Origin of the sequence: Micromonospora sp. CMU55-4, from assembly GCF_011602315.1 — a bacterium.
Taxonomy (GTDB): domain Bacteria; phylum Actinomycetota; class Actinomycetes; order Mycobacteriales; family Micromonosporaceae; genus Micromonospora; species Micromonospora chalcea.
The window spans coordinates 280,023-300,880 of the sequence record NZ_JAAOLH010000004.1 but is presented as its reverse complement, the minus strand read 5'-3'; the positions used below and the strand labels follow the sequence as shown (position 1 = coordinate 300,880).

Genomic DNA, 20,858 nt, shown 5'->3' with positions numbered 1-20,858 from the left:
CCCCGGCGGACATCGAGGTGACTAACTAAGATCCGCGCCGTTTGCCGGGCGGGGCGCGGCGGACAGGATGCCCGTAGATGGTCCATGCGGTGCCCAGGCGCATCGACTCGTGAGGAGCGTTCCTGTGATCAAGGTGGCAATCATCTTCCACTCCCGCAGCGGGAATACCTACCAGATGGCCGCGGCCGCGGCGGCTGCGGCGGTGAAGGCGGGCGCGGAGGCGCAGCTCTACAAGGTGCCCGACCTGCCCAGCCCGATGGTGCTCGACCACAAGGCGTACGCCGAGCTCAACGCCGAGACCGCGGACGTCCCGGTGGCCACGCTCGCGGACCTGGTCGCGGCGGACGCCATCATGATCGGCACGCCGGTGCACTACGGGCTGCCGGCTCCGCAGATCCTCGACTTCATCGACCACTCCGGACCGGTCGCCATTCCGGGTGACCTGGCGAACAAGGTGGTGTCCGTGTTCGCGTCCGGCTCGATGCCGCACGCCGGGCAGCAGGCGGCCATCCTGGCGCTGCACAACTGCATCTGCCACTGGGGTTCGCTGATCGTCCCGAACGGCTCCAGCGTCGAGGTGCTCGGCCTGCCGAACAACGGCGCGCCGTACGGCACGTGCAGCGTCTCCCGGCACGAGGCGAACAACGTCCACGAGGACAACCTCGCCGCCCTCGAGTACCAGGCGCTGCGGCTGGTCGAGGTGGCCACCGCGTACAAGATCGGCCGCGAGCAGACCACGTCGGCGATCAGGTACGTGGACCGCCGGCTGCTGGCGGAGAAGTTCGGCCTCTGACTTCGACGTGAACCGGCCCGCCCGGCGCGGGCCGGTTCGGCGTGTCCGGCCTCAGGTGGCGCCGGCTGCGGCGCGGGCGGTCAGACCGTCGAGCACGTACGCCAGCCCGAGCGCGAAGTTCGTGTCCCAGTCGTCGTCGAGCAGGTGCCGCTGCGCGGCCAGTGTGGGATAGCTGGCGCTGTGCCGCTCCAGCATCAGCTGGCCCTCCCGGCGTTCGGCCGCCGACCACCGCAGCGTGGCCTGGCTGGCCGCGGAGCCCTGGACGTGGCTGTAGAGCACCCAGCTCGCCGCGGTGACGTCCCGGGAGGTGAACCCGGCGCGGGTCAGGGTGGCCTGGAGGAACTCCATCCAGGACAGGAAGCCGGGGCCGACCGCGGGACGACGTCGCATCACCGCCGACCAGGGGTGCCGCAGCAGCGCGGCACGGCGCTCGGTCAGCAGCGTCGTGACGTCCGCCCGCCAGTCGTCGCCGGGTGGCGGTGGCGGCGTGGCGGCGAACACCGCGTCGACCGCGAGGTCGATCACGTCCTCCTTGGTGTCCACGTGCCAGTAGAGCGTGGTCGTGCCGACGCCGAGGCGGTCGGCGAGGCGGCGCATGGTGAGCTGCCCGACGTCGTCCTCGTCCAGCAGCTCGACCGCGGCGGCGGTGATGCGCTCGACGGTCAGCGGCGGGTCGGGCCGCGCCGACGTCGTCCGCAGCCACAGGCTCCGGCTCCGCTCCGCCATCCCGTCACCCGCCTCGCCCGAAATCTGCCTGTTCCGCCCGTGAGCGTAGTACATTGGTCGGGCACCGGAACATTGTTCGACTGCTGGACCGTCGTTCGACCCTCGCGCCGACGAAGAGGTGGGGCCAGATGAGACTCGTGGTGTTCGGCGCGAACGGCCCCACCGGCCGGCTGGCCACCGAGCTGGCAATGGCCCGGGGCCACGTCGTCACAGCAGTGACCCGGCGTCCGGAGTCCTTCCCGGTGCGGGGCGAGAACCTGCGGGTGGTGGGCGCCGACGTGCTGGACGCCGCGGCTGTCGACGCCGCCGTCGCCGGCCAGCAGGCGGTGATCTCGACGCTGGGTGTGCCGTACACGAAGGAGACGGTGCGAACCTACTCCGAGGGCGCCGCCAACATGATCGCCGCGATGCGGGCCCACGGTTTGCGCCGGCTGGTCTGCGTGACGTCGACCGGCACCAGCGGCGAGCACGCCGAGGGCGAGACGTTCACGTTCAAGAAGATCATCGCACCGATCCTGCTGCGGATGGGACGCACCGTCTACGAGGACATGGCGCGGATGGAGAAGGTGGTGTCGGAAAGCGGTCTGGACTGGACGGTCATTCGTCCGGCCGGCCTCTTCGACGGTGACGGCGTCACCGACTACCGGGCCGAGCCGCGCCGGCTCCCCGGCCGGTTCACCTCCCGCACCGACCTGGCCGACCTGCTCGTCCGGGAGGCGACCGAGGACCTCCACGTCGGCCAGTTCATCGACGTGGTCACCACCACCGGCGCGCCGACCTTCGCGCAGATGTTCATCCGGGAGGCGCTGCACATCGGCAAGTGACGCCCGCCCCGCGGGCCTCCCGGCGACCTGCGCCTCGGCCAACCACTGTGGCCCCGAGGGCGGTGCCGCCAGCACCTCGACCATCCTCGCCGCGGGTTCCAAGCTCGTGTGCATTCGCCGCCGCGCCGCGAGGAGGCAGGATGCTGCTGGACGAGGACCTGACGGATCTGTGCGACGACATCCTGGCCGGGCTGCCGCGCAGCGATCAGCGACGGCGCGGCCGGGAGTACGTCCGCGGGCTGCTGCTGGCCCGGGGACGCAAGTCGATCCGCAACATCGCCGCGATCTCCACGGAACCCGCCGCGGAGCAGGCGCTGCACCATTTCGTCAGCGACTCCACCTGGGACTGGATGCCGGTCCGGCGGGCGCTCGCCCGCCACGTCACGCGGATCAGCGGGGCCCGGACCTGGGTGCTGCAACCGACCCTGATCCGCAAGGCCGGGACGCACTCGGTGGGCGTCGGCCGCCGGTACTCGCCGGGCCTGGGGCAGTCCCTCAACGCGCAGCACGCGGTTGGTCTCTGGGCGGCCTCGACGAGCGTCGTCACGCCGGTCAACTGGCGGCTGCACCTCAACGAGGACTGGTTGTCCGACGAGAAGCGCCGCCGGCGCGCGGCCATCCCGGACGACCTGGTCGCCCAGTCGCTGGGCGCCTGCACCGTCGAGGCGTACCTGGAACTGGGGGCGCCGGCCGGCGAGCTGGTCGTGGTGGACGCGCGGGAGATGGACGTCGAGGCGGTGGTCCGCCGGTTACGGGCCGCCGGAGCGCCGGTGCTGGTCCGGGTGCCCGCCGGCCTGCGGCTGGTCCCGGCCGCCGGCGCCACCGCCGAGCCGGCCGGCGACCTGGCGGCGACCGTACGGCACCAGCGCCGGCCGGTCTTCGGGCTCACGGCGCGCCCGCCGGTGCTGGCCGGCACCGTCGCGGTTCGGCTGCCCAGCACCCGCAGCTACGATCCCCTGCTTCTGGTGGAGCTGAGCGCGCCGGGGCGCGGTGAGCCCGGCCAGCTGTGGCTGACCAGTCGCGGCGACATCGGCCTCGCCGACCTGGTCCGCCGGGCGGCGCTGGTCCGGCGGGTCACCGACGACCTGGAGTCCACCGGCGACCAGGTGGGACTGCGCGACTTCACCGGCCGCTCGTACCGGGGCTGGCACCGCCACGTGACGCTGGCGTCGGCGGCGCACACGGTGCTCGCGACGCACGGCCGGCCGGAGCCGGCCCTGCGGCGCACCTCCTGACGCGCGCCGCCCGCCCGGACGGCTCAGCCGGCCTGGAGCAGGGTCATCCCCATGGACATCCCGCCGCCGAATGCGGTGAGCAGCACGAGGTCACCTGCGCGGACCCGGCCGGAGCGGCACAGCTGGTCGTAGGTGATGGGCACCGCGGCGGCGCCGGTGTTGCCGTAGGCGGTGTACGTGCTGGCGACGCGGTCGAAGGGCAGCCCGAGCCGCTCCGCCATCGAGGCGAGGATCCGGCCGTTGGCCTGGTGCGGCACCAGATGCCCGAGCCGGTGCGGCGGCACACCGTGCTCGGCCAGGAACTCGGCGATGCCGGCGACCACGTACGTGTCGATGAACTCGCGTACTCCCCGGCCGTCCATCCGGAAGTGGTGCGAGCCGTCGCGGAGCGTCTGCTCCGAGGCCGGCAGGCGGCTGCCACCGGCCGCCACGCCGATCAGCCCGCGCGCCTCGGCGAAGCTGAGCAGCCGGGTGGCCACGACCCGGTGCGCGCCACCGACCCCGATCACCGCGGCGCCCGCGCCGTCGCCGAACAGCACCACTGTGCGGCGGTCCTGCGGCGACAGGATGCGCGAGTAGACGTCCGCGCCGATCACCAGCGCCGGCCGGTCCCCCGCTGCGGTCACCAGCCGCTCGGCGACCGCGAGCCCGTAGCTGAAGCCGCTGCACACCGCGTTGACGTCGAACGCGGCGGTACCCCGTCCGGCGCCGATCTCGTGGGCGACGACGCTGGCCGTGGGTGGTTGCGGCGAATCCGGCGTCGACGTGGCCACCACGACGAGCGCCAGGTCCGCCGCATCGACGCCGGCGTCCGCGAGCGCGACGCGCGCCGCGCCGATCGCCAGGTCGGAGGTCGCCTCGTCCGGCTTGGCCCACCGCCGCTGCCGGATCGCCGTCTTCTCGTACACCCAGTCGCCGGTCACGCCGGCGTGCTCGGCCGCCTCATCGTTCGTCACCACCCGGCCGGGCAGGTAGGAGCCGGTGCCGAGCACACCGATCGGCCGGTCGCCACGCGAATATGTGAGCATGCGCCAGGTCCATTTCTTCACCAGCCGTCGAACGCGAAAATTGCGATAAGGACGGGCACCGACTTCGCGGCGAATAGTGTCGACGGTCCTCCAGACCAGACCTGTGGTCAATGTATGGCAACCGCAGCGGGCAGGGCAACCGGCGGAGCCGACGTGACATATTCGCCCGCACCGCCTTGGCCGGACGCGATCCGGTCACCACGATGCGGATGTGGACGCCAAACCCGTAAACGGTCCGGCCGGGTCACCGTGGATGGACGCCATCGACGTGCACCATCACATAATTCCCGATTTCTATGCGGCCGAGCTTCGCGAATTGGGCGGTTCCACTGTTCTTTCCGGAGTCGACCGCCCCACGTGGAGCCGGGCGGGCAGCCTCGCCATGATGGATCGGCAGGGCATACGCGCCGCGATCGTCAGCCTGTGGCCGGGCGTACCCCCGCTGGACCGCGCCCGCAGCCGCGCTCTCGCGCGGCGGCTGAACGAGTACCTGGCCGAGTTCGTGGCGGCCAGCGACTGCCGCTTCGGCGCGTTCGCGGTGCTGCCCTTCCCCCACCTCGACGACTGCGTGGCGGAGTTCGTCCACGCCATCGACGTGCTCGGCCTGGACGGGCTCGGGCTGCTCACCAACTACGACGGGCTCTACGTCGGCGACCGCCGGCTCGATCCGCTGCTGGCCGAGGCCGAGCGGCGGCGTACGCCGATCTTCGTGCACCCAGCGGTGCCGCCGGCCACCGGCCAGCCCGCCTTCGGGCTGCCGCTGTCGCTGTACGAGTTCCCGTTCGAGACGGTGCGGCTGGTGGCGCAGCTGCTCTACAACGGCACGCTGGAGCGGTTCCCCGAGCTGCGGATCATCCTGCCGCACGGCGGCGGCGGGGTCACCTACTACGCCGACCGGCTCACCTACGGCCCGGTCATCAACCGCGATCTCGCCGACCGCCTGCCGGACGATCCCCTCGCCGTGCTCCGCCGCCTCTACTTCGACGTGGCGATGTGCGGCCGGCACGCGCTCGCCTCGCTGCGGCTGTTCGCCGATCCGGAACGGGTCCTGGTCGGCTCCGACTACCCGTTCATGCCGGAGTCCTTCGGCGCCTCGATCGGTGCGGGAGTGGCGCGCCACGCGGACCTCGATCCGGGGTGGTGGGCCGCGGTCAACCGGTCCAACGCGGCGAAGCTGTTCGCCCGTTTCCCCTCGACAGGAGAGTGACCACATGCTCGACGACACGCTTGTCGACGCGTACCTGAACCGCATCGGTGTGGCCCGGCCGGAGCGGCTCGACGCCGAGTCGCTGCGGCTGCTGCACGCGCAGCACGAGCTGACGGTGCCGTTCGAGACCATCGACTACCACCTCGGCAAGGAGATCTTCATCGACGAGCGGGTGGTCGAGAAGATCGTGTACCAGAACCGCGGCGGCGGCTGCGGCGAGATCAACAACGCGTTCCACTACCTGCTGGAGGCGCTGGGCTTCGACGTCACGCTGCACCAGGGCCGGGTCTGGCTCGGGCACGAGTTCACGCCGCCGTACAACCACTCGGTGACCACGGTGCGCATCGGCGAGCAGCGGTGGCTGAGCGACGTCGGCCTGGGTCGCAGCAGCCGCTACCCGCTGCTGCTGGAGTCGCCGCAGCCGCAGGAGGACCCGCACGGCACCTTCTCCACCAAGCGGGTCGCCGACAACGCCACCGACGTCTTCCGGGCCGACGCGCTGCAGTACCGCTTCTACGACGAGCCGGTCGTGGCGGCCGACGGCATGCAGGTGCTGTGGTGGTACCGCACCTCACCGGACTCGCCGTTCCTGCAGAACCTGTCCTGCACGCTGCCGACCGAGAACGGGCGCATCATCCTGCGGGAGAACAAGCTCGTCGTGATCGACGGCGACGAGCGGCGGATCGAGCGGCTCACCAACGACGACGACCTGCTGGCGGCGTACGACAAGTACTTCGGCATCAAGCTGGACGCGCCGCCGAAGCCGAGTCCGCACGTCAAGAAGTCGATGCGCATGTCGTACGAGCGGGACTGAGCCGTGCTGACCGACGAGCAGGTGCGGGGCTACCTGGACCGGATCGGCGCCGCCCGCCCCGAGCGGCCGGACCTCGCGGCGCTGCGCGACCTGCAGGAGCGCCACACGTTCACGGTGCCGTTCGAGAACCTGGACTACCACCTGGGCCACGAGATCTACATGGACGAGCGGGTGCTGGACAAGGTGATCCGCCAGCGCCGCGGCGGCGGCTGCTTCGAGATCAACACCTCGCTGTTCTTCCTGTTGCGGGCGCTGGGTTTCGCGGTGACGCTGCATCAGGGGCGGGTTTGGCTCTCCGGGCGGTTCAACGGCCCGCACAATCATCTGATGCTGACCGTGGACCTGCCCGAGACCGGCTCCCGCTGGCTGGTCGACGTCGGCTTCGGCAAGAACAGCCGGTTCCCGTTCCGGCTCGACGCGGCCGAGCCGTACGGGGACCCGCACGGCCGGTTCGCCACCCGGCGGGTCGAGCCGGGGGTCGTCGACGTGTACCGCAACGACGCGCTGCAGTACCGGTTCTACGACGAGCCGGCCGACCTGGCCGACTTCCGGCAGAACCTGTGGTGGTACCGCACCTGCCCGGACTCGCCGTTCCTGCGGAACATGTTCTGCACGCTGCCCACCGCCGACGGCCGGGTCACGCTGCAGGGCGACGTGCTGACGGTCATCGCCGGCGACCGCCGGAGCGTCGAGACGCTCACCGACGACGACGCGCTGCTGGAGGCGTACCGGCGGTGGTTCGGGATCGTCCTGGACAAGCCGCCGACGCCGAGCCCGTACGCGGACCAGTCGTCGCGCATGGCGTTCTTCCAGAACGACGACGGCGGGCCGGCCCGCCGATGACGACAGTGCGGGCCGCCTACGTCGACCGGCTGGGCCCGGCCACCGAGATCCGGTACGGCGAGTTGCCCGCGCCCCGGCCGGGCCCCACCGACGTGCTGGTCGACACGCTCGCCACCACCGTCAACCACGTCGACACGTTCGTGCGGGCCGGCACGTACCGTACGCCGGTCCCGCTGCCGTTCGTGGTGGGCCGGGACGTGGTGGGCGTGGTCGCGCACGCCGGTGACGGCGTGGCCGGCTTCCGCCCCGGCGACCGGGTCTGGTGCAACAGCCTGGGCCACGGCGGACGTCAGGGCGCGGCCGCCGAGCAGGTGGTGGTGCCCGCGGACCGGCTGTACCCGCTACCGGCGGCGGCCTCGGTGGAGGCGGTCACCGTGCTGCACCCGGCCGCCACCGCCTACCTGGCGCTGGCGGTGCACGGCCGCCTGCGCCCCGGTGAGACGGTGGTGGTGGGCGGTGGCGGCGGCAACGTCGGCTCCGCGTTGATCACGACGGCGACGGCGCTGGGCGCGCGCGTGGTCGCCACCGCGGCGCCCCGGGACGAGGCGTTCTGCCGGGCCGCCGGCGCGGTCGAGGTGGTCGACTACGCCGCACCGGATCTCGGTGACCGGCTCGCCGCGTCCTGCCCGGAGGGCGTCCACGTCTACCTGGACACCTCCGGGACCAACGACCTGGACCTGGCGGTCGGGCAACTCGCCGTACGGGGGCGGATCGTGCTGCTCGCGGGCGCGCGGACCCGTCCGGCGCTGCCCGCCGGTGAGCTGTACACGAACGACAGGTCGATAGTCGGTTTCGTCATCTCGCTCGCCACGACCGCGGAACTGGCGGAGGCGGCCGGTTTCATCAACCGGCTGCTCGCGGCCGGCCGGCTGCGCCCGCGCGAGGTGGTGCGGCTTCCGCTGTCCGCGATGCGGGAGGCGCACCGGATGGTGGAGGACGGCGAGATGCGCGGGCGGCGGGCCCTGGTCGTCCCGGACGGCGCGGCGTCACAGCTCGGTGAGCAGGCGGTGCAGGCGTAGCGCGAGCTGGATCTCCAGCGCCCGTGCCGGGAGTTGCCAGGTCGGGCCGAGCAGGCGCTTCACCCGGTCCAGCCGCCGGGTGACCGTGTTCGGGTGCATGTGCAGCAGCTCCGCCGCGTTGGTCGGGCTGCGGCCGGCCTCGAAGTACGCGTCGAGCGTGCGGGCGAGGTCGCCGTCGCGGTGCCGGTCGTAGTCGAGCACCGGCTGGAGGGTGGCGTCGATGAACTGGTCGATGCCCTCCCGGCCGGCCAGCAGCATCGGCAGGAAACCCAGCTCCCGTACCGACACGCCGCGACCGGCCAGCTCCATTGAGATCATGACGTCGAGGCAGCGCAGCGCCTGCCGGTAGCGCACCGCCACCCGCTCCGGCCCGGAACCGCTGTCGGACGCCGCGGCCGTCACCGGGCGGCCGAAGAGCGCGCCCGACTCCTCCGCCGCCGTCCGGGCGATCTCGGCCGGGTCGGCCTCCCCCGGCAGCAGCAGCACGATGTCGTCGTCGTGCAGCGCGGACAGACCGTCACCCCGGGCGGCGAACGCCGCGCTCCACATCGACGCCCAGTGCGGGCTGACGCCGTCCGGGCGCAACACCACCACGACGTACGGCCGGTCCAGCCGCACGCCCAGCCGCCGGGCCCGTCCGACAAGCGTGCCGGTGGGCTGCGGCGTGGTGATCAGCTCGTTGAGCAGGGCACGGCGGGCCTGGCTCTCCCGGCTGTCGTCGAGCTGGCGCAGGATCACCGCCGCCGCCTGGGCGATCAGGAGCAGGAGCTGCCCGTCCGGGTCGGCGAGCGGGCTGTCCATCTCCAGCAGCAGGTCTCCCATCCGCCGGTCGCCGGCCAGCACCGGGACGACCATGCGGCGGCCGTCCGGCACGCCCGGCTCCGGTCCGGCGGCGGCGGACCGGCTCGCGGCGACCACCAGACCATCGTCGGTGCACAGCCGCACCGACGCGCCGAGACGCCGGTCGGCCTCCACCACGAAGGCGCGCGCGTCGCCGCGGGCCACGGCCAGGTCGATGAAGCCGTAGTGCGCGGAGCGCAGCGCCCGCATCCGGTCCAGGTCGGCGGCGGTACGGGCGGACTGCTGCTCCAGCCCGTAGAGCCGGGCGATCGCGACGTCCAGCAGTTGCGTCTTCTCCATCGCCGCGCCGGCGAGCCGGGCGAACGAGGTCAACTGGACGCGCTCCCCCTCGGTGACCGTCCGGGGGCGCCGGTCGGCGAGGTACAGCGCGGCGACGGACCGGCGGGGGGCGTATCCGCGCAGGTGGCCCAGACGTACCGCGACCACCGCGTGCAGTGCGCCGTCCTCGTGCGGCCCGGACGTCGCCGGGGCGGATTCCGCGTCACCGCACCACAGCGGTGATCCGTCCAGCAGCGCCGCGCCGGAGGGATGGTGACCGGGCAGGTCCAGCCGGCCGTCCTCGTGGGGGCCGTCCGCCGCCCGTACCGTGATCGTCGGTCCGTCCTCGGACACGACGGCGACGAAGGCGGCCGGCGCGTCGAGCAGCCGACGGCCCTGCCGAGCGATGTCCCGCAGCAGACCGCCTTCGTCGTGCGGCACCCCGGCGTCGTCGGCGGAGCCGGGCACGGCGGTGCCTTGTTCCGTGCTCCCCCCCATGACTCTTCCCGTGTCCGTAGTCGCGTCGCGGATCTGCGCCGGATTATAGGCGCCCCGGCCACGAAAGACGTCGAACCTGATGAATCAGAGTCGAACACTTTGCCCCTTCGGGAAGCCGATAACGACGATTCTCCGCATGGCCGAAACCGATACCACCACGCCACTGTTCGAATCGCAGGCGGAAATCGTCGTCGACGCCACTCCGGACGAGGTCTACGCGCTCGTCAGTGACCTTCCCCGGTGCCGGGAGTGGAGCACCGAGTGCACCGGAGGCGAGTGGATCAGCGGCCGTCCCGGCGCCGCCGGGGCGGTGTTCCGCGGCCACAACGTCCGCGGCGAGGACGTCGTCGCCTGGGCGCCGGTCGTCCGCGGCGTCTGGACCACGGAGTCGCAAGTGCACACCGCGATCCCCGGCGTCGAGTTCAGCTGGGCCATGCGGGACAGCCGGGGGCGCGCCCAGAGCAGCGTGTGGGCCTTCCGGATGAGCCCCGAGGGCGCCGGCTGCCGCCTGACGCACCACTTCCGGATGGACGAGCCCACCGAGGGCATCCGCAAGATCACCCGAGACATGGACGACGACAAGCGCCGGCGTTTCGTCACCGAATGGGGCGCCAAGGTCGGCGCCGATCTGCACGAGACGCTGCGCCGACTCAAGTCGATCATCGAGACCGAACGGTAGGAGCCGGACATGTTGCTGCAGACGATCGCCAATCGCGGCATCCGACTGGGCACACTCTTCGACCGGGCCGCGGCCCGGCACCCGGACAACAGCATCACCCTCGACCACGACCTCGACGTGGCGCCGGAACTCGGCCGGCGGCTCACCGTCGGCGCGGTCGCCGGCCTGGTCGCCGACCTGGCCGCCCGCCTGCACGCCGCCGGCGTACGACCGGGCGACCGCGTGGTGGTCCACAAGTCGCACAACTTCGACATCACGCTGAGCGCGTGCGCGCTGGCCCGGATCGGGGCCGTGCCGGTGCTGCTCTCCCCCCACCTCGACGCCACCACGGTGCTGCACCTGATCCGCCGGGCCGGCCGGCCGTACCTGCTGACCGACCGCGCCACCCTCGACGGAGAACTGGCGGACACCGTGTTCCCGGCGGTCGCCGGGGTGCTGCTCGCCTCCGGAGAGCATCCGTCGGCCACGTCGCTGCGCGCCCTGACCGGTGTGCCGAGCGTCCCGCCGATCGTCATGTCCCCCGACCATCCCACCCTGGTCACCCACACCTCCGGCACCACCGGGCTGCCGAAGCTGGCCGTGCACACCGGACGGACGCTGCAGGCGCGCTACCGCCCGCAGGCGTCGGTCGCCGCGCTGGTGCGCCGCCGCTGCCCGGTCGCCATCCACGTCTCGTTCGTGCACTCGCGCCTGTTCACCGCGCTGGCGATCACGATGCTGCGCGGCTTCCCGCTGCTGGTGCTCGCCGACAACGACCCGGACCAGGCCACCGACCTGTTCCTCACCCATCGTCCGGGCGTGCTGGAGACCCACCCCAACTCGTTCCTGCGGTGGGAGCGGCTGGCCGACGACCCGCGCGCGCCGCTGGCCACCGTGCGCTACTTCAGCAGCACCTTCGACGCCATCCACCCGCGCACGGTCCGGCGCATGCTCGGGGCCTCCGCGCATCCCAAGCCGGTGTTCGGCCAGCTGTACGGGCAGAGCGAGGTCGGCCCGGTCGCGGCCCGCGCGTTCACCCGCCGCCGGCCCGAGGACGCCGACGGGCGCTGCGTCGGCATGCCGTTCCCCGGCATGACCGACATCCGGGTGGTCAGCCGCAACGGACGCCCGCCCACCCGCGACAACCCCGGCTACATCGAGGTACGCACCGACGGGCGCATCGTCACCTACCTCGGCGAGCAGCAGCGGTACGAGGGTCAGCGCCACGGATCGTGGTGGCGGATGGGCGACCTGGGCTACCGCACCCGGCTGGGCTGCCTGCACCTGCTCGACCGCGAGGTCGACGAGATCGACGGGTTCGGCAGCACGCTGGCGGTCGAGGACACGCTCTTCACCCGGCTGGACGAACTCGTCGAGGTGATCATCCTGCCGGCGCCGGACGGGCCGCCCGTGCCGGTGATCTGCACCAGCGAGGACCTGCCGATCGACATCGACCGCTGGGCCGGCGCGGTCGCCACGCTGCCGCCGATGGCCCGTCCGGTGCAGCGGCGCCTGGCGGATCTCCCGCAGACCGCCACCACCAAGATCAAACGGTTGGAGTTGGCCCGGCAGCTGCTCGACCGGGACAGCGCGGCCGGATGAGCACCCGGACGCCCGTACGCGTGGTCGTGGCCGGGGGCGGCATCGGCGGGCTCGCCACGGCGCTGGCGGTCGCGGCGCACGGCCATCACGTGACGGTCCTGGAACGCCAGCCCGAGTTCACCGAGCTGGGCGCGGGCATCCAGCTCGCCCCCAACGGCCTGTACGCGCTGGACGCGCTCGGTGTGGGACCGCAGGTGCGGGCCACCGCGGTCGCCATGGCGGAACTGCGGTTCATGGACGGCGTGACCGGCGTACACGTCACCAGCATGCCCTTGACCGAGCGCTACCAGCGCCGGTTCGGCAGCCCGTACGTGGTGGTGCACCGCGCCGAGTTGCACCGCCGGCTGCTCGACGCCGCCCGGCGGCTGCCCCGGATCACGCTGCGCCCGGCCGCCTCGGTGGCCGGCTACGACCAGAACGCGGCCGAGGCCACCGTGCGCCTGGACTCCGGCGAACGGATCCCCGCCGACATGGTGGTCGGCGCCGACGGCATCCACTCCCGCATCCGCCGCCAGCTCGTCGGCGACGGCGAGCCGCGCAACTCCGGCATCACCGCGTACCGCGCCATCGTCCCCATGTCCCAGGTGCCGGCCCGGGTACGCCGGGACGCGGTCACCTGGTGGGCCGGACCGGACTGCCACTTCGTGCACTACCCGATCAGCGGCGGGGCGTACCTGAACATGGCCGCCAGTCACGCCGACGGCGCGCCCACGCTGTTCGCCGGCCGGCCCACCGACGGCGCACTGGTCCGGGCCGCGATGTCGCGCCTCGGCGCGGTCGGTGACCTGCTGCGCCTCAGCGACGAGTGGCGGGCCTGGGTGCTCGTCGACCGGCCGCCCGTCGACGACTGGGCCGACGGCCGGGTCGCCCTGCTCGGCGACGCCGCGCACCCCATGCTGCACTACGCCGCGCAGGGGGCCTGCCAGGCGCTGGAGGACGCGGTGGTGCTCGGCGACCTGCTCGGCGACGGCGCCGAGCCGGTGCCCGAGGTGCTCCGCCGATACGTCGCGCAACGGCGGGAGCGGACCGCCGCGGTGCAGGCCGTCTCCCGCGACAGCATCCGGCTCTGGCACGCCGCCGGGGACGCGGCGACGGCCCGCAACGGGGCGCTCGCCGCCATGACGCCGCAGGAGCTGCACACGGCGGTGGCCTGGATGCACGCCGCCCGGGTGCGCGGCGGGCGCCCGAGCGAGGTCGTGCGATGACAGGCCCGCGGCATCTGCGGATCTGCATCGTCGGCGCGGGCCCGCGCGGCCTGTCCGTCCTGGAGCGGCTCTGCGCCCAGGAACGGCACGACCGGGCCTGCGCCAGCCTCACCGTGCACGTGGTGGACCCCGCCGCGCCCGGCGCCGGCGCGGTGTGGCGCACCGACCAGTCCCGGCTGCTGCTGACGAACACCGTCGCCTCACAGATCACCGTCTACACCGATCCGAGCTGCCGGCTGGCCGGGCCGATCGAGCCCGGGCCGAGCCTGTACGAGTGGGCCCGGAGCGTGGCGTCGGCGGGCCCGTGGGGCGCGCTCGACCCCGACGTGCTCGACGAGGCGCGCGCCCTCGGCCCCGACGACTATCCGACCCGGGCGTTCTACGGCCACTACCTGCGGGACAGCTTCCGCCGGATCGTGCGCCGCGCGCCGCCGCACGTCTCGATCCGGTGCCACCGCTCCCGCGCGGTGGCCAGCGCCGACACGTCGGGCGTGCCGGGCGGTCCGCAGGGCGTCCGGCTGGCCGACGGCACCCGGCTGCACCACCTGGACGCCGTGGTGCTGGCCCTGGGACACGCCGCCGCCCGGCTGGATCCCCGGCAGGCACGCACGGCGAGCCTGTCCCGGGTGCACGGACTCACCTATCTCCCCCAGGCCAACCCCGCCGACGTCGACCTCAGCAACATCCCGGCGGGCGCGCCGGTGCTGCTGCGCGGGCTGGGCCTGACGTTCTTCGACCACCTGATCCTGCTCACCGTCGGCCGGGGCGGCAGCTTCACCGAGGAGGGCGGACGGCTGCGGTACCGCCCCAGCGGCGCCGAACCGAGGTTGTCCGCCAGTTCCCGCCGGGGCATCCCGGCGCACGCCCGGGGCGACAACCAGAAGGGCGTGACCGGCCGGCACCTGCCCCGGCTGCTGACCGCGCAGGCCGTGGCGCGGCTGCGCGCCCGCCGCGCCCGCGGCGAGTCGATCCGGTTCCGCCGCGACGTGTGGCCGCTGATCGCCGCCGAGGTGGAGAGCGTCTACTACGCGACGCTGCTGCGCCGCACCGGGCACGCCGGCCGGGCCGAGAGCTTCACGCTGCGCTACCTCGCGACCCCCGCCGAGCGGCGGCCGGCGCTGCTCGACGAGTACCCGATACCGCCGGCGCGGCGCTGGGACTGGGACCGGCTGGCCCACCCGTACCGCGGGCGCGAGTTCCGCGACCGGGACGACTTCCGCGCCTGGGCGCTGGACCACCTGGCCCGGGACGTGGCGCACGCGCGGGCCGGCAACGTCGACGGGCCGCTCAAGGCAGCGCTGGACGTCCTGCGTGACCTGCGCAACGAGATCCGCCTGGCGGTCGATCACGGCGGGATCGACGGCGACTCGTACCGCGACGAGCTGACCGGCTGGTTCACCCCGTTCAACGCGTTCCTCTCGATCGGCCCGCCGGCCCGGCGCATCGAGGAGACGATCGCGCTGATCGAGGCCGGTGTGCTGGAACTGACCGGGCCGGACACCCAGATCGTCATCGACACCGAGACACCCGCGTTCGAGGCGACGTCCCGGACCGTGCCCGGTCCCCCGGTCCGCGCCGGCGTCCTCATCGAGGCGCGGCTGCCGGAACCCGACCTGCGCGGCACCGCCGACCCGTTGCTGCGCCACATGCTCGACACCGAACAGTGCCGGCCGTACCGGATCCCCTACGACGGCGGCACGTACGAGACAGGAGGACTCGCCGTGACCGAACGTCCCTACCGGGTCGTCGACGCCCAGGATCAGCCGCACCCCCGCCGGTTCGCGTTCGGTGTGCCCACCGAGTCGGTGCACTGGGTGACAGCGGCCGGCATCCGGCCGGGCAACGACTCGGTGATCCTGGCCGACGCCGACGCGATCGCCGCCGAGGTGCGCTCGCTCGCGCCGGCCGGACATGTGGTGGCCGACCGCGCGGCCACCGGGGCGGCCCGTTTCCCGGGGGTGATCGTGTGATCGACACCCTCGAAGTGGCGGTGGACAGCGGCCTGCTCTCACCGGTGCGCGCCGGCACGAGCATCGAGCCGGTGGTCGGCGACCGGGCCTGGTTGCAGGCCATGCTGGACGCCGAGGCGGCGCTCGCCCGGGCCCAGGCGCGGCTGGGCACGCTGCCCGTCCAGGCCGCCGCGGTGATCACCCGGACCGCCCGGGCCGAGCTGTTCGACCTGCGGGGCGTCGCGATGGCGTCCCGGGACACCGCGAACCCGGTGGTGGCGCTTGTGGCCCAGTTGACCCGCGCGGTCGCCGAGCTGGACCCGGCCTCCGCCGAGTACGTCCACCGTGGCTCCACCAGCCAGGACATCCTGGACACCGCGGCGATGACAGTCGCGCACCGGGCGCTCACCGTCATCGACGACCACCTCGCCGCCGCCGTCGACGCACTCGCCGGGCTGGCGCTGACCCACCGCGACCTGCCGATGGCCGGGCGGACGCTGGCCCTGCACGCCGCCCCCACCACGTTCGGGCTGAAGGCGGCCGGCTGGCACCAGTTGCTGTGCGACGCCCGGGTGCGGCTGTGCCGGGTACGCGACCAGGGCCTGCCGGTGTCGCTCGGCGGCGCGGCCGGCACGCTGGCCGGCTATCTGGAGTACGCGGCGCTGGACGGCGCGGCCGAGCCGGACCCCGGCTACGTGGACCGCCTCGTGGCGGCGTTCGCCGAGGAGACCGGCCTGAGCCGGCCTGCGTTGCCCTGGCACACGCTGCGTACGCCGCTGGCCGACCTCGCCGCGGTGCTCGCGTTCGTGACGGGCGCGCTCGGCAAGATCGCCGTCGACGTGCTCTCGCTGGCGCGCAGCGAGGTGGGCGAGGTGGCCGAGCCGGCGGCCAGCGGGCGCGGCGCCTCCTCCGCGATGCCGCACAAGCGGAACCCGGTCCTCGCCACGCTGATCCGCAGCGCCGCGCTCCAGGTGCCGCCGCTGGCAGCCGGGCTCACCCAGGCGCTGCTCAGCGAGGACGAGCGGTCCGCCGGCGTGTGGCACGCCGAGTGGCTGCTGCTGCGCGAGTGCCTGCGGCTCACCGGCGGCGCCGCGGAGGCGGCCGTGACGCTGACGCGGGGGCTCGTGGTGCGCCCGGAGCGGATGGCGGCCAACCTGGCGCTGACCCGGGGCCAGCTCACCTCCGAACGGGTCGCCGCCCGGCTCACCCCCGTCGTCGGCCGGGACCGGATCAAGGAGGTGCTGACCCGGGCCGCCGCGGAGGCCGACGCGACCGACCGCCCCCTGTACGACGTCCTGGCGGAGACGCCGGAGCTGCGGGGCCACTACACCGCCGAGGAACTGGCCCGGATCGGTGATCCGGCCGGCTACCTCGGCGCGGCGGGCACGCTCGTGGACGGCGCGGTCGTCGCCCGGGCGGAGCCGGCCCGGCGCTGACCGCTGGTCCCCGCGCGCACGAGCCGCGGTCGGACGCGGGATCGGGTCAGCCGATGCCGTCGACCGCGGCCCGCAGCGCGCTGATCGACGGATCCCAGGTGAAGTTCAGGACGGGGATGCCGGAGGCGGCGGCGTTGCTGTCGCCGCCGAGGACCACCGCCCGCGGTTTGCCGGTGCCCTGGGGGACCACGAGATACCAGTTGCCCTTCACGTTCGCGATGAACACGTCGTCTGCCTCCTGGTCGGGCGGGTTCGGGTTGGTGACGTCTCCGGCCCAGCTCTCGAAATCGGCTGTCGCGCGGAAATCCGTCGGACTGGCGGTGTTCAGCCAGAGGCTGGTGTGCACGTGCGGCCCGACGCCGGACTCGCTGCCGTTGGCCGAGGCGCCGGAGTACGCGATGGTCTGGCCACGCGACACACGTTGACCGGGTGAGACGGCGACCGCCGACAGGTGCAGGTGCCGGGTGTAGTTGCCGTCGTCGTGGGCCATCCCCACGACCCGCCCGGTGGCCGTGGACGTGTCGGCCTTCACGAACCGGATCGTGCCGTTCGCCGCCGCCATGACCGGGGTGCCGGCGCCGACCGCGTAGTCGGTGCCCGGCTCGGCCGAGGGCGGCGTCCGGTTCCGGTGGTCCTGCCAGGAGCTGGAGATGCGGACACGTCCGCACGGCCGCTGGTAGCCGCCGGCGGCCCGGGCGGAGCCGGGCAGCAGGGCGAAGGCGGCCGACACCCCGGACGCGGCCAGCGCGGCGCCGGTGAGGAGCCCGCGTCTGGACAGTCCGCGCAGGTAGGCGATGCCGCCGAGGTCCTCGGGCGGCGGAGCGCCGTGGCCGACGTCCCGGGACGACCCGTCACTGAGGATCATCGATGTAAGGTACGGCCGGTTCGGACGCGGGGCAAGCGCCTCGCCCGGACGCCACGCACGCCCTCGCCGGTCGTCATTCCGTCGATGGACGCCTATTCGAAGAACCCGTTTCCGGCACTAGGCTGACGACATGTCTGACGAGCTTTCACCTTCGGCGCAGCAGTCTGCGCTGTCCGGAATCGGCCTGCGCGGCATCGACCACATCGGCCTGGCGGTGAATGATCTGGACGAGGCGATCGAGCGGTACGAGACCGTCTTCGGCATGCGGTGCGTACACGTGGAGGAGAACGCCGAGCAGGGAGTCCGGGAGGCGATGATGTCGATCGGCCCCGACCCCGCCCATGGCCGGCTGCAGTTGCTCGCCCCGCTGACCCCGACCTCACCGATCGCCCGCTTCCTCAGCCAGTCCGGCCCGGGCGTGCAGCAGATCGCCTGGACCGTCGACGACGTCGAGAAGACCTCCGCCGAGCTGCGTGAGCGCGGCGTACGGCTGCTCTACGAGCAGCCCAAGCGCGGCACGGCCGGCTCCCGGATCAACTTCGTCCACCCGCGTGACGCGGGTGGAATCCTGGTCGAGCTGGTCGAGCCGGCCGCCGCCTGAGCGGGCCGCCCGGCCGCCCCGAACGGCCGGTCCCGCCGGATCGTGCCGGTCCGGCGGGACCTCGACGGCGCGGTCAGTGCCGGGTGCGTGGCAGGATCCGGTCCAGCCAGCCGGGCAGCCACCAGTTTCCGCGACCGATGAGCCGCATCAGGGACGGGACCAGCAGCAGCCGGACGATCGTCGCGTCGATCAGCACGGCCAGGGCCAGCATGAAGCCCATCTGCTTGATCTCGAGGATGCGGGTGAACATGAACGACGCGAAGACCACGACCATGATCGCCGCGGCGGCGGTGATCACCTTCGCGGTGCGGGTCAGTCCGAGCTGGACGGCGGCGGCGTTGTCGCCGGTACGGTCCCACTCCTCGCGCATCCGGGAGAGCATGAACACCTGGTAGTCCATGGAGAGCCCGAAGACCAGGGCGAACGCGAACAGCGGCAGGATCACCTGGATGAACCCGGTCCGCTCGACGCCGAGGAGGTCGGCGCCGTGCCCCTCCTGGAAGACCAGCACCGCCGCGCCGAAGGCCGCGCCCGAGGTGAGCAGGTTCATGAAGATCGCCTCGAACGGCAGGACCAGCGAGCGGAAGGCGATCAACAGCAGCAGCCAGCTCGCCGCCAGCACGGCGCCGATGACCAGCGGCATGGCCCGGGAGCTCTCGTCGGTGATGTCCACGATCTCGGCGGGGCCACCGCCGACGTGAGCGGTCAGCCCGGTGCCGGCGAACGCGCCACCGGCCTGAGTGCGCAGCTCGCGTACCAGATCGGCCGTCTCGTCGGTGTCCGCGCCGTGCCGTGGACGGACGGTGACCACAGTGGTGTCCCCGTCCCGGCTCACCAGCTCGGCCAGGGCCGGGCCGGCGGCGCGCGTCGCGGCTTCGAGGTGGGCGGTGGTGTGCCCCTTGGCCTGGGCGTCGAGCACCCGGGTGACGCTCACGACGTCAGCGGCCTCCCGGTTGCCGGCGGCCTGGTCGCTGAACCGGGCGACGGCGTCGAGCTGCGCGTCGGTGAACCGGTCGCCGCCGGCCGAGACGACAACTGTGATCGGGGCGAGCACGCCGGGCGCGTACGCCTCGGAGACGATGCCGTACCCCTTGCCCGGCGGCGACTCGGCCACCGCGCCGGCGCCGAGGTCGACGCCGTACTGGAGGTGGAAGACCGGGATGGACAGGGCGCCGAGCAGAACGGTGCCGAGCGCGGCCACGAGTAGCGGACGGCGCATGACCACGGCGATGGCCTTGGCCCAGCCGGAGTGCTCCGGGTCCGGGTGGGCCAGCGACCGGCGGGCCCAGGGCAGCGCGAAGCGGTTGATGCGGGGGCCCAGAAGACCGAGCAGGGCGGGCAGCAGGGTGACCGCGATGAGCATCATGACCAGCACGGCGACTGTCATGCCGACGGCCATCGAATAGACCTTCGCGGAGCGGACCAGCCAGAGCCCGGCCAGCGAGACGACGACGGTGATGCCGGAGAACAGGACGGCCTGCCCGGCGGTGGCCACGGTGCGCCCGATGGCCCGGGCCCGTTCCGGACGGCCGCTGTCACCTGCTTTCGCCAGTTCCTCGCGGAACCGGGTGACGATGAACAGCGTGTAGTCGATGCCGAGCGCGATGCCGACCATGCTGACAGCGGTCTGCACGAACACGTCGAAGGTGGTGAAGTGGGTGGCGATGCCGAGCGCGCCGAACGCGGCGAGCACGGCGACGACACCGAGCAGGAGCGGGATGGCGGCCGCCACGAGCGACCCGAACGCGAGCAGCAGCACGATGGCGGCGGCCGGGAAGCCGATCGTCTCGGCCATGGACAGGTCCTCGTTGCCCTGCTCGACGGCGGCCGCGGCGAGCGGCGAGACGCCGGTGAAGTACGCCTCCACCTGGCCGGTGCCGAGCCCTTCGGCGATCTCGCCGAGCGGCCCGGCCTGCTCCTGGAGCTTTTTGTCGTCGCCGTCGAGACTGACCGGCACGAGCGCGGTCTTCCCGCCGGGGGCGATGAGCCGGTCCGGCGCGTCGTACGGGCTGACCACGGTGCGCACGTCCGGGGCCTGGCGGTAGCGCTCGACAGCGGTGCGGACGACCTCGCGGAACGCCGGGTCCTGCGCATCGATCGAGGTCGAGTGCAGGACCACGAAGTCGGTCTCGCTCGGCGTGTCGGGGAACTCGGCGCTGATCAGCTCGGCGGCCTTCTCCGAGTCGGAGCCGATCACGGAGTTGGTGTTGCCGGTCAGGTGCGAGGTGAAGTAGCCGGCCGAGACGGCCGCGCCGGCGAGCAGCACCAGCCAGACCAGGATGACCTTCACTGGATTGAGCGCCGCCCAGACGGCCCAGCGGTAGAGGAAGCCTTCCTCCAGCGGCCGGTGTTCGCCACCTCGGCGGGTGCGCGACAGCGTGTCGGTCATCGAATCCCTTTCGCGGTTGGCACTGATGTCCGCCGGCCACTGCGGTA

General features: G+C 73.0%; 18 protein-coding genes. 13 read left to right on the top strand and 5 right to left on the bottom strand.

Annotation, left to right across the window (positions count from 1 at the left end):
* Window positions 1-124 precede the first annotated feature (124 nt).
* Window positions 125-793, top strand: coding sequence for an NAD(P)H-dependent oxidoreductase (locus HA073_RS09650; protein ID WP_166456194.1), 669 nt, complete (start codon window positions 125-127; stop codon window positions 791-793).
* 51 nt (window positions 794-844) lie between these two features.
* Here the strand turns inward: HA073_RS09650 and HA073_RS09645 are convergent, their stop codons facing one another.
* On the bottom strand, window positions 845-1,519 hold the full coding sequence (locus HA073_RS09645) for a TetR/AcrR family transcriptional regulator (protein ID WP_043323043.1): 675 nt from the start codon (window positions 1,517-1,519) through the stop codon (window positions 845-847).
* A gap of 128 nt (window positions 1,520-1,647) precedes the next feature.
* On the opposite strand from HA073_RS09645, the gene HA073_RS09640 reads away from it, so the two are divergent.
* Window positions 1,648-2,343 carry an NAD(P)-dependent oxidoreductase gene (locus HA073_RS09640; RefSeq protein WP_043323041.1) on the top strand — a complete coding sequence of 232 codons (696 nt, stop codon included), beginning with the start codon at window positions 1,648-1,650 and terminating at the stop codon, window positions 2,341-2,343.
* Window positions 2,344-2,483: 140 nt separating this feature from the next.
* Window positions 2,484-3,578 (top strand): transposase, encoded by a 1,095-nt coding sequence (locus tag HA073_RS09635; protein ID WP_113973022.1) that lies wholly within the window; start codon window positions 2,484-2,486, stop codon window positions 3,576-3,578.
* 23 nt (window positions 3,579-3,601) lie between these two features.
* Here the strand turns inward: HA073_RS09635 and HA073_RS09630 are convergent, their stop codons facing one another.
* Entirely contained in the window at window positions 3,602-4,606 is a 1,005-nt protein-coding gene (locus HA073_RS09630) for a 3-oxoacyl-ACP synthase III family protein (protein WP_043323037.1), read from the bottom strand.
* Window positions 4,607-4,859: 253 nt separating this feature from the next.
* Between HA073_RS09630 and HA073_RS09625 the strand changes: the two genes are divergently transcribed.
* From HA073_RS09625 to HA073_RS09610, 4 genes are read left to right on the top strand one after another with little or no spacing between them, the layout of a single operon-like run.
* The gene (locus tag HA073_RS09625; RefSeq protein ID WP_240925652.1) at window positions 4,860-5,813 is read left to right on the top strand and encodes an amidohydrolase family protein; all 954 of its coding nucleotides are present in this window, start codon (window positions 4,860-4,862) and stop codon (window positions 5,811-5,813) included.
* Window positions 5,814-5,817: 4 nt separating this feature from the next.
* Window positions 5,818-6,627: an arylamine N-acetyltransferase gene (locus HA073_RS09620; RefSeq protein WP_069088362.1), complete on the top strand. Its 810-nt coding sequence runs from the start codon at window positions 5,818-5,820 to the stop codon at window positions 6,625-6,627.
* A 3-nt stretch (window positions 6,628-6,630) separates the two neighbouring features.
* A complete protein-coding gene (locus tag HA073_RS09615; RefSeq protein WP_069088361.1) occupies window positions 6,631-7,470 on the top strand; it encodes an arylamine N-acetyltransferase in 840 nt (279 codons plus the stop codon).
* On the top strand, window positions 7,467-8,489 hold the full coding sequence (locus HA073_RS09610; protein ID WP_205796687.1) for an NADPH:quinone reductase: 1,023 nt from the start codon (window positions 7,467-7,469) through the stop codon (window positions 8,487-8,489). Before HA073_RS09615 ends, HA073_RS09610 begins: the two co-directional genes overlap by 4 nt.
* Here HA073_RS09610 and HA073_RS09605 read toward each other — a convergent pair.
* Entirely contained in the window at window positions 8,457-10,106 is a 1,650-nt protein-coding gene (locus HA073_RS09605; protein WP_166456192.1) for a helix-turn-helix domain-containing protein, read from the bottom strand. The two genes, HA073_RS09610 and HA073_RS09605, sit on opposite strands and share 33 nt — an antisense overlap.
* Before the next feature lie 136 nt (window positions 10,107-10,242).
* On the opposite strand from HA073_RS09605, the gene HA073_RS09600 reads away from it, so the two are divergent.
* From HA073_RS09600 to HA073_RS09580, 5 genes are read left to right on the top strand one after another with little or no spacing between them, the layout of a single operon-like run.
* Complete coding sequence (locus HA073_RS09600; RefSeq protein WP_166456191.1) at window positions 10,243-10,785, top strand: SRPBCC family protein; 543 nt, start codon at window positions 10,243-10,245, stop codon at window positions 10,783-10,785.
* A gap of 9 nt (window positions 10,786-10,794) precedes the next feature.
* A complete protein-coding gene (locus HA073_RS09595) occupies window positions 10,795-12,366 on the top strand; it encodes a class I adenylate-forming enzyme family protein (protein WP_166456190.1) in 1,572 nt (523 codons plus the stop codon).
* Window positions 12,363-13,571: an FAD-dependent monooxygenase gene (locus HA073_RS09590; protein WP_166456189.1), complete on the top strand. Its 1,209-nt coding sequence runs from the start codon at window positions 12,363-12,365 to the stop codon at window positions 13,569-13,571. The genes HA073_RS09595 and HA073_RS09590 overlap by 4 nt, the downstream gene beginning before the upstream one ends.
* The gene (locus HA073_RS09585) at window positions 13,568-15,541 is read left to right on the top strand and encodes an FAD/NAD(P)-binding domain-containing protein (protein ID WP_166456188.1); all 1,974 of its coding nucleotides are present in this window, start codon (window positions 13,568-13,570) and stop codon (window positions 15,539-15,541) included. The genes HA073_RS09590 and HA073_RS09585 overlap by 4 nt, the downstream gene beginning before the upstream one ends.
* Window positions 15,538-16,956 (top strand): adenylosuccinate lyase family protein, encoded by a 1,419-nt coding sequence (locus HA073_RS09580; protein ID WP_309228004.1) that lies wholly within the window; start codon window positions 15,538-15,540, stop codon window positions 16,954-16,956. The genes HA073_RS09585 and HA073_RS09580 overlap by 4 nt, the downstream gene beginning before the upstream one ends.
* A gap of 46 nt (window positions 16,957-17,002) precedes the next feature.
* Here the strand turns inward: HA073_RS09580 and HA073_RS09575 are convergent, their stop codons facing one another.
* Window positions 17,003-17,821, bottom strand: coding sequence for a M23 family metallopeptidase (locus HA073_RS09575; protein WP_113973030.1), 819 nt, complete (start codon window positions 17,819-17,821; stop codon window positions 17,003-17,005).
* A 130-nt stretch (window positions 17,822-17,951) separates the two neighbouring features.
* On the opposite strand from HA073_RS09575, the gene mce reads away from it, so the two are divergent.
* The gene (mce, locus tag HA073_RS09570) at window positions 17,952-18,422 is read left to right on the top strand and encodes a methylmalonyl-CoA epimerase (RefSeq protein WP_043323011.1); all 471 of its coding nucleotides are present in this window, start codon (window positions 17,952-17,954) and stop codon (window positions 18,420-18,422) included.
* A gap of 73 nt (window positions 18,423-18,495) precedes the next feature.
* Here mce and HA073_RS09565 read toward each other — a convergent pair whose 3' ends face one another.
* Complete coding sequence (locus HA073_RS09565; RefSeq protein WP_064445515.1) at window positions 18,496-20,811, bottom strand: MMPL family transporter; 2,316 nt, start codon at window positions 20,809-20,811, stop codon at window positions 18,496-18,498.
* Window positions 20,812-20,858: the final 47 nt, after the last annotated feature.

Excerpts from the sequence above, each read along its gene's own strand:
- HA073_RS09645 (WP_043323043.1), bottom strand. The coding sequence starts at position 1,519 with ATGGCGGAGCGGAGCCGGAGCCTGTGGCTGCGGACGACGTCGGCGCGG.
- HA073_RS09640 (WP_043323041.1), top strand. The coding sequence starts at position 1,648 with ATGAGACTCGTGGTGTTCGGCGCGAACGGCCCCACCGGCCGGCTGGCC.
- HA073_RS09635 (WP_113973022.1), top strand. The coding sequence starts at position 2,484 with ATGCTGCTGGACGAGGACCTGACGGATCTGTGCGACGACATCCTGGCC.
- HA073_RS09630 (WP_043323037.1), bottom strand. The coding sequence starts at position 4,606 with ATGCTCACATATTCGCGTGGCGACCGGCCGATCGGTGTGCTCGGCACC.
- HA073_RS09625 (WP_240925652.1), top strand. The coding sequence starts at position 4,860 with ATGGACGCCATCGACGTGCACCATCACATAATTCCCGATTTCTATGCG.
- HA073_RS09620 (WP_069088362.1), top strand. The coding sequence starts at position 5,818 with ATGCTCGACGACACGCTTGTCGACGCGTACCTGAACCGCATCGGTGTG.
- HA073_RS09610 (WP_205796687.1), top strand. The coding sequence starts at position 7,467 with ATGACGACAGTGCGGGCCGCCTACGTCGACCGGCTGGGCCCGGCCACC.
- HA073_RS09605 (WP_166456192.1), bottom strand. The coding sequence starts at position 10,106 with ATGGGGGGGAGCACGGAACAAGGCACCGCCGTGCCCGGCTCCGCCGAC.
- HA073_RS09600 (WP_166456191.1), top strand. The coding sequence starts at position 10,243 with ATGGCCGAAACCGATACCACCACGCCACTGTTCGAATCGCAGGCGGAA.
- HA073_RS09595 (WP_166456190.1), top strand. The coding sequence starts at position 10,795 with ATGTTGCTGCAGACGATCGCCAATCGCGGCATCCGACTGGGCACACTC.
- HA073_RS09590 (WP_166456189.1), top strand. The coding sequence starts at position 12,363 with ATGAGCACCCGGACGCCCGTACGCGTGGTCGTGGCCGGGGGCGGCATC.
- HA073_RS09585 (WP_166456188.1), top strand. The coding sequence starts at position 13,568 with ATGACAGGCCCGCGGCATCTGCGGATCTGCATCGTCGGCGCGGGCCCG.
- HA073_RS09575 (WP_113973030.1), bottom strand. The coding sequence starts at position 17,821 with ATGATCCTCAGTGACGGGTCGTCCCGGGACGTCGGCCACGGCGCTCCG.
- mce (WP_043323011.1), top strand. The coding sequence starts at position 17,952 with ATGTCTGACGAGCTTTCACCTTCGGCGCAGCAGTCTGCGCTGTCCGGA.
- HA073_RS09565 (WP_064445515.1), bottom strand. The coding sequence starts at position 20,811 with ATGACCGACACGCTGTCGCGCACCCGCCGAGGTGGCGAACACCGGCCG.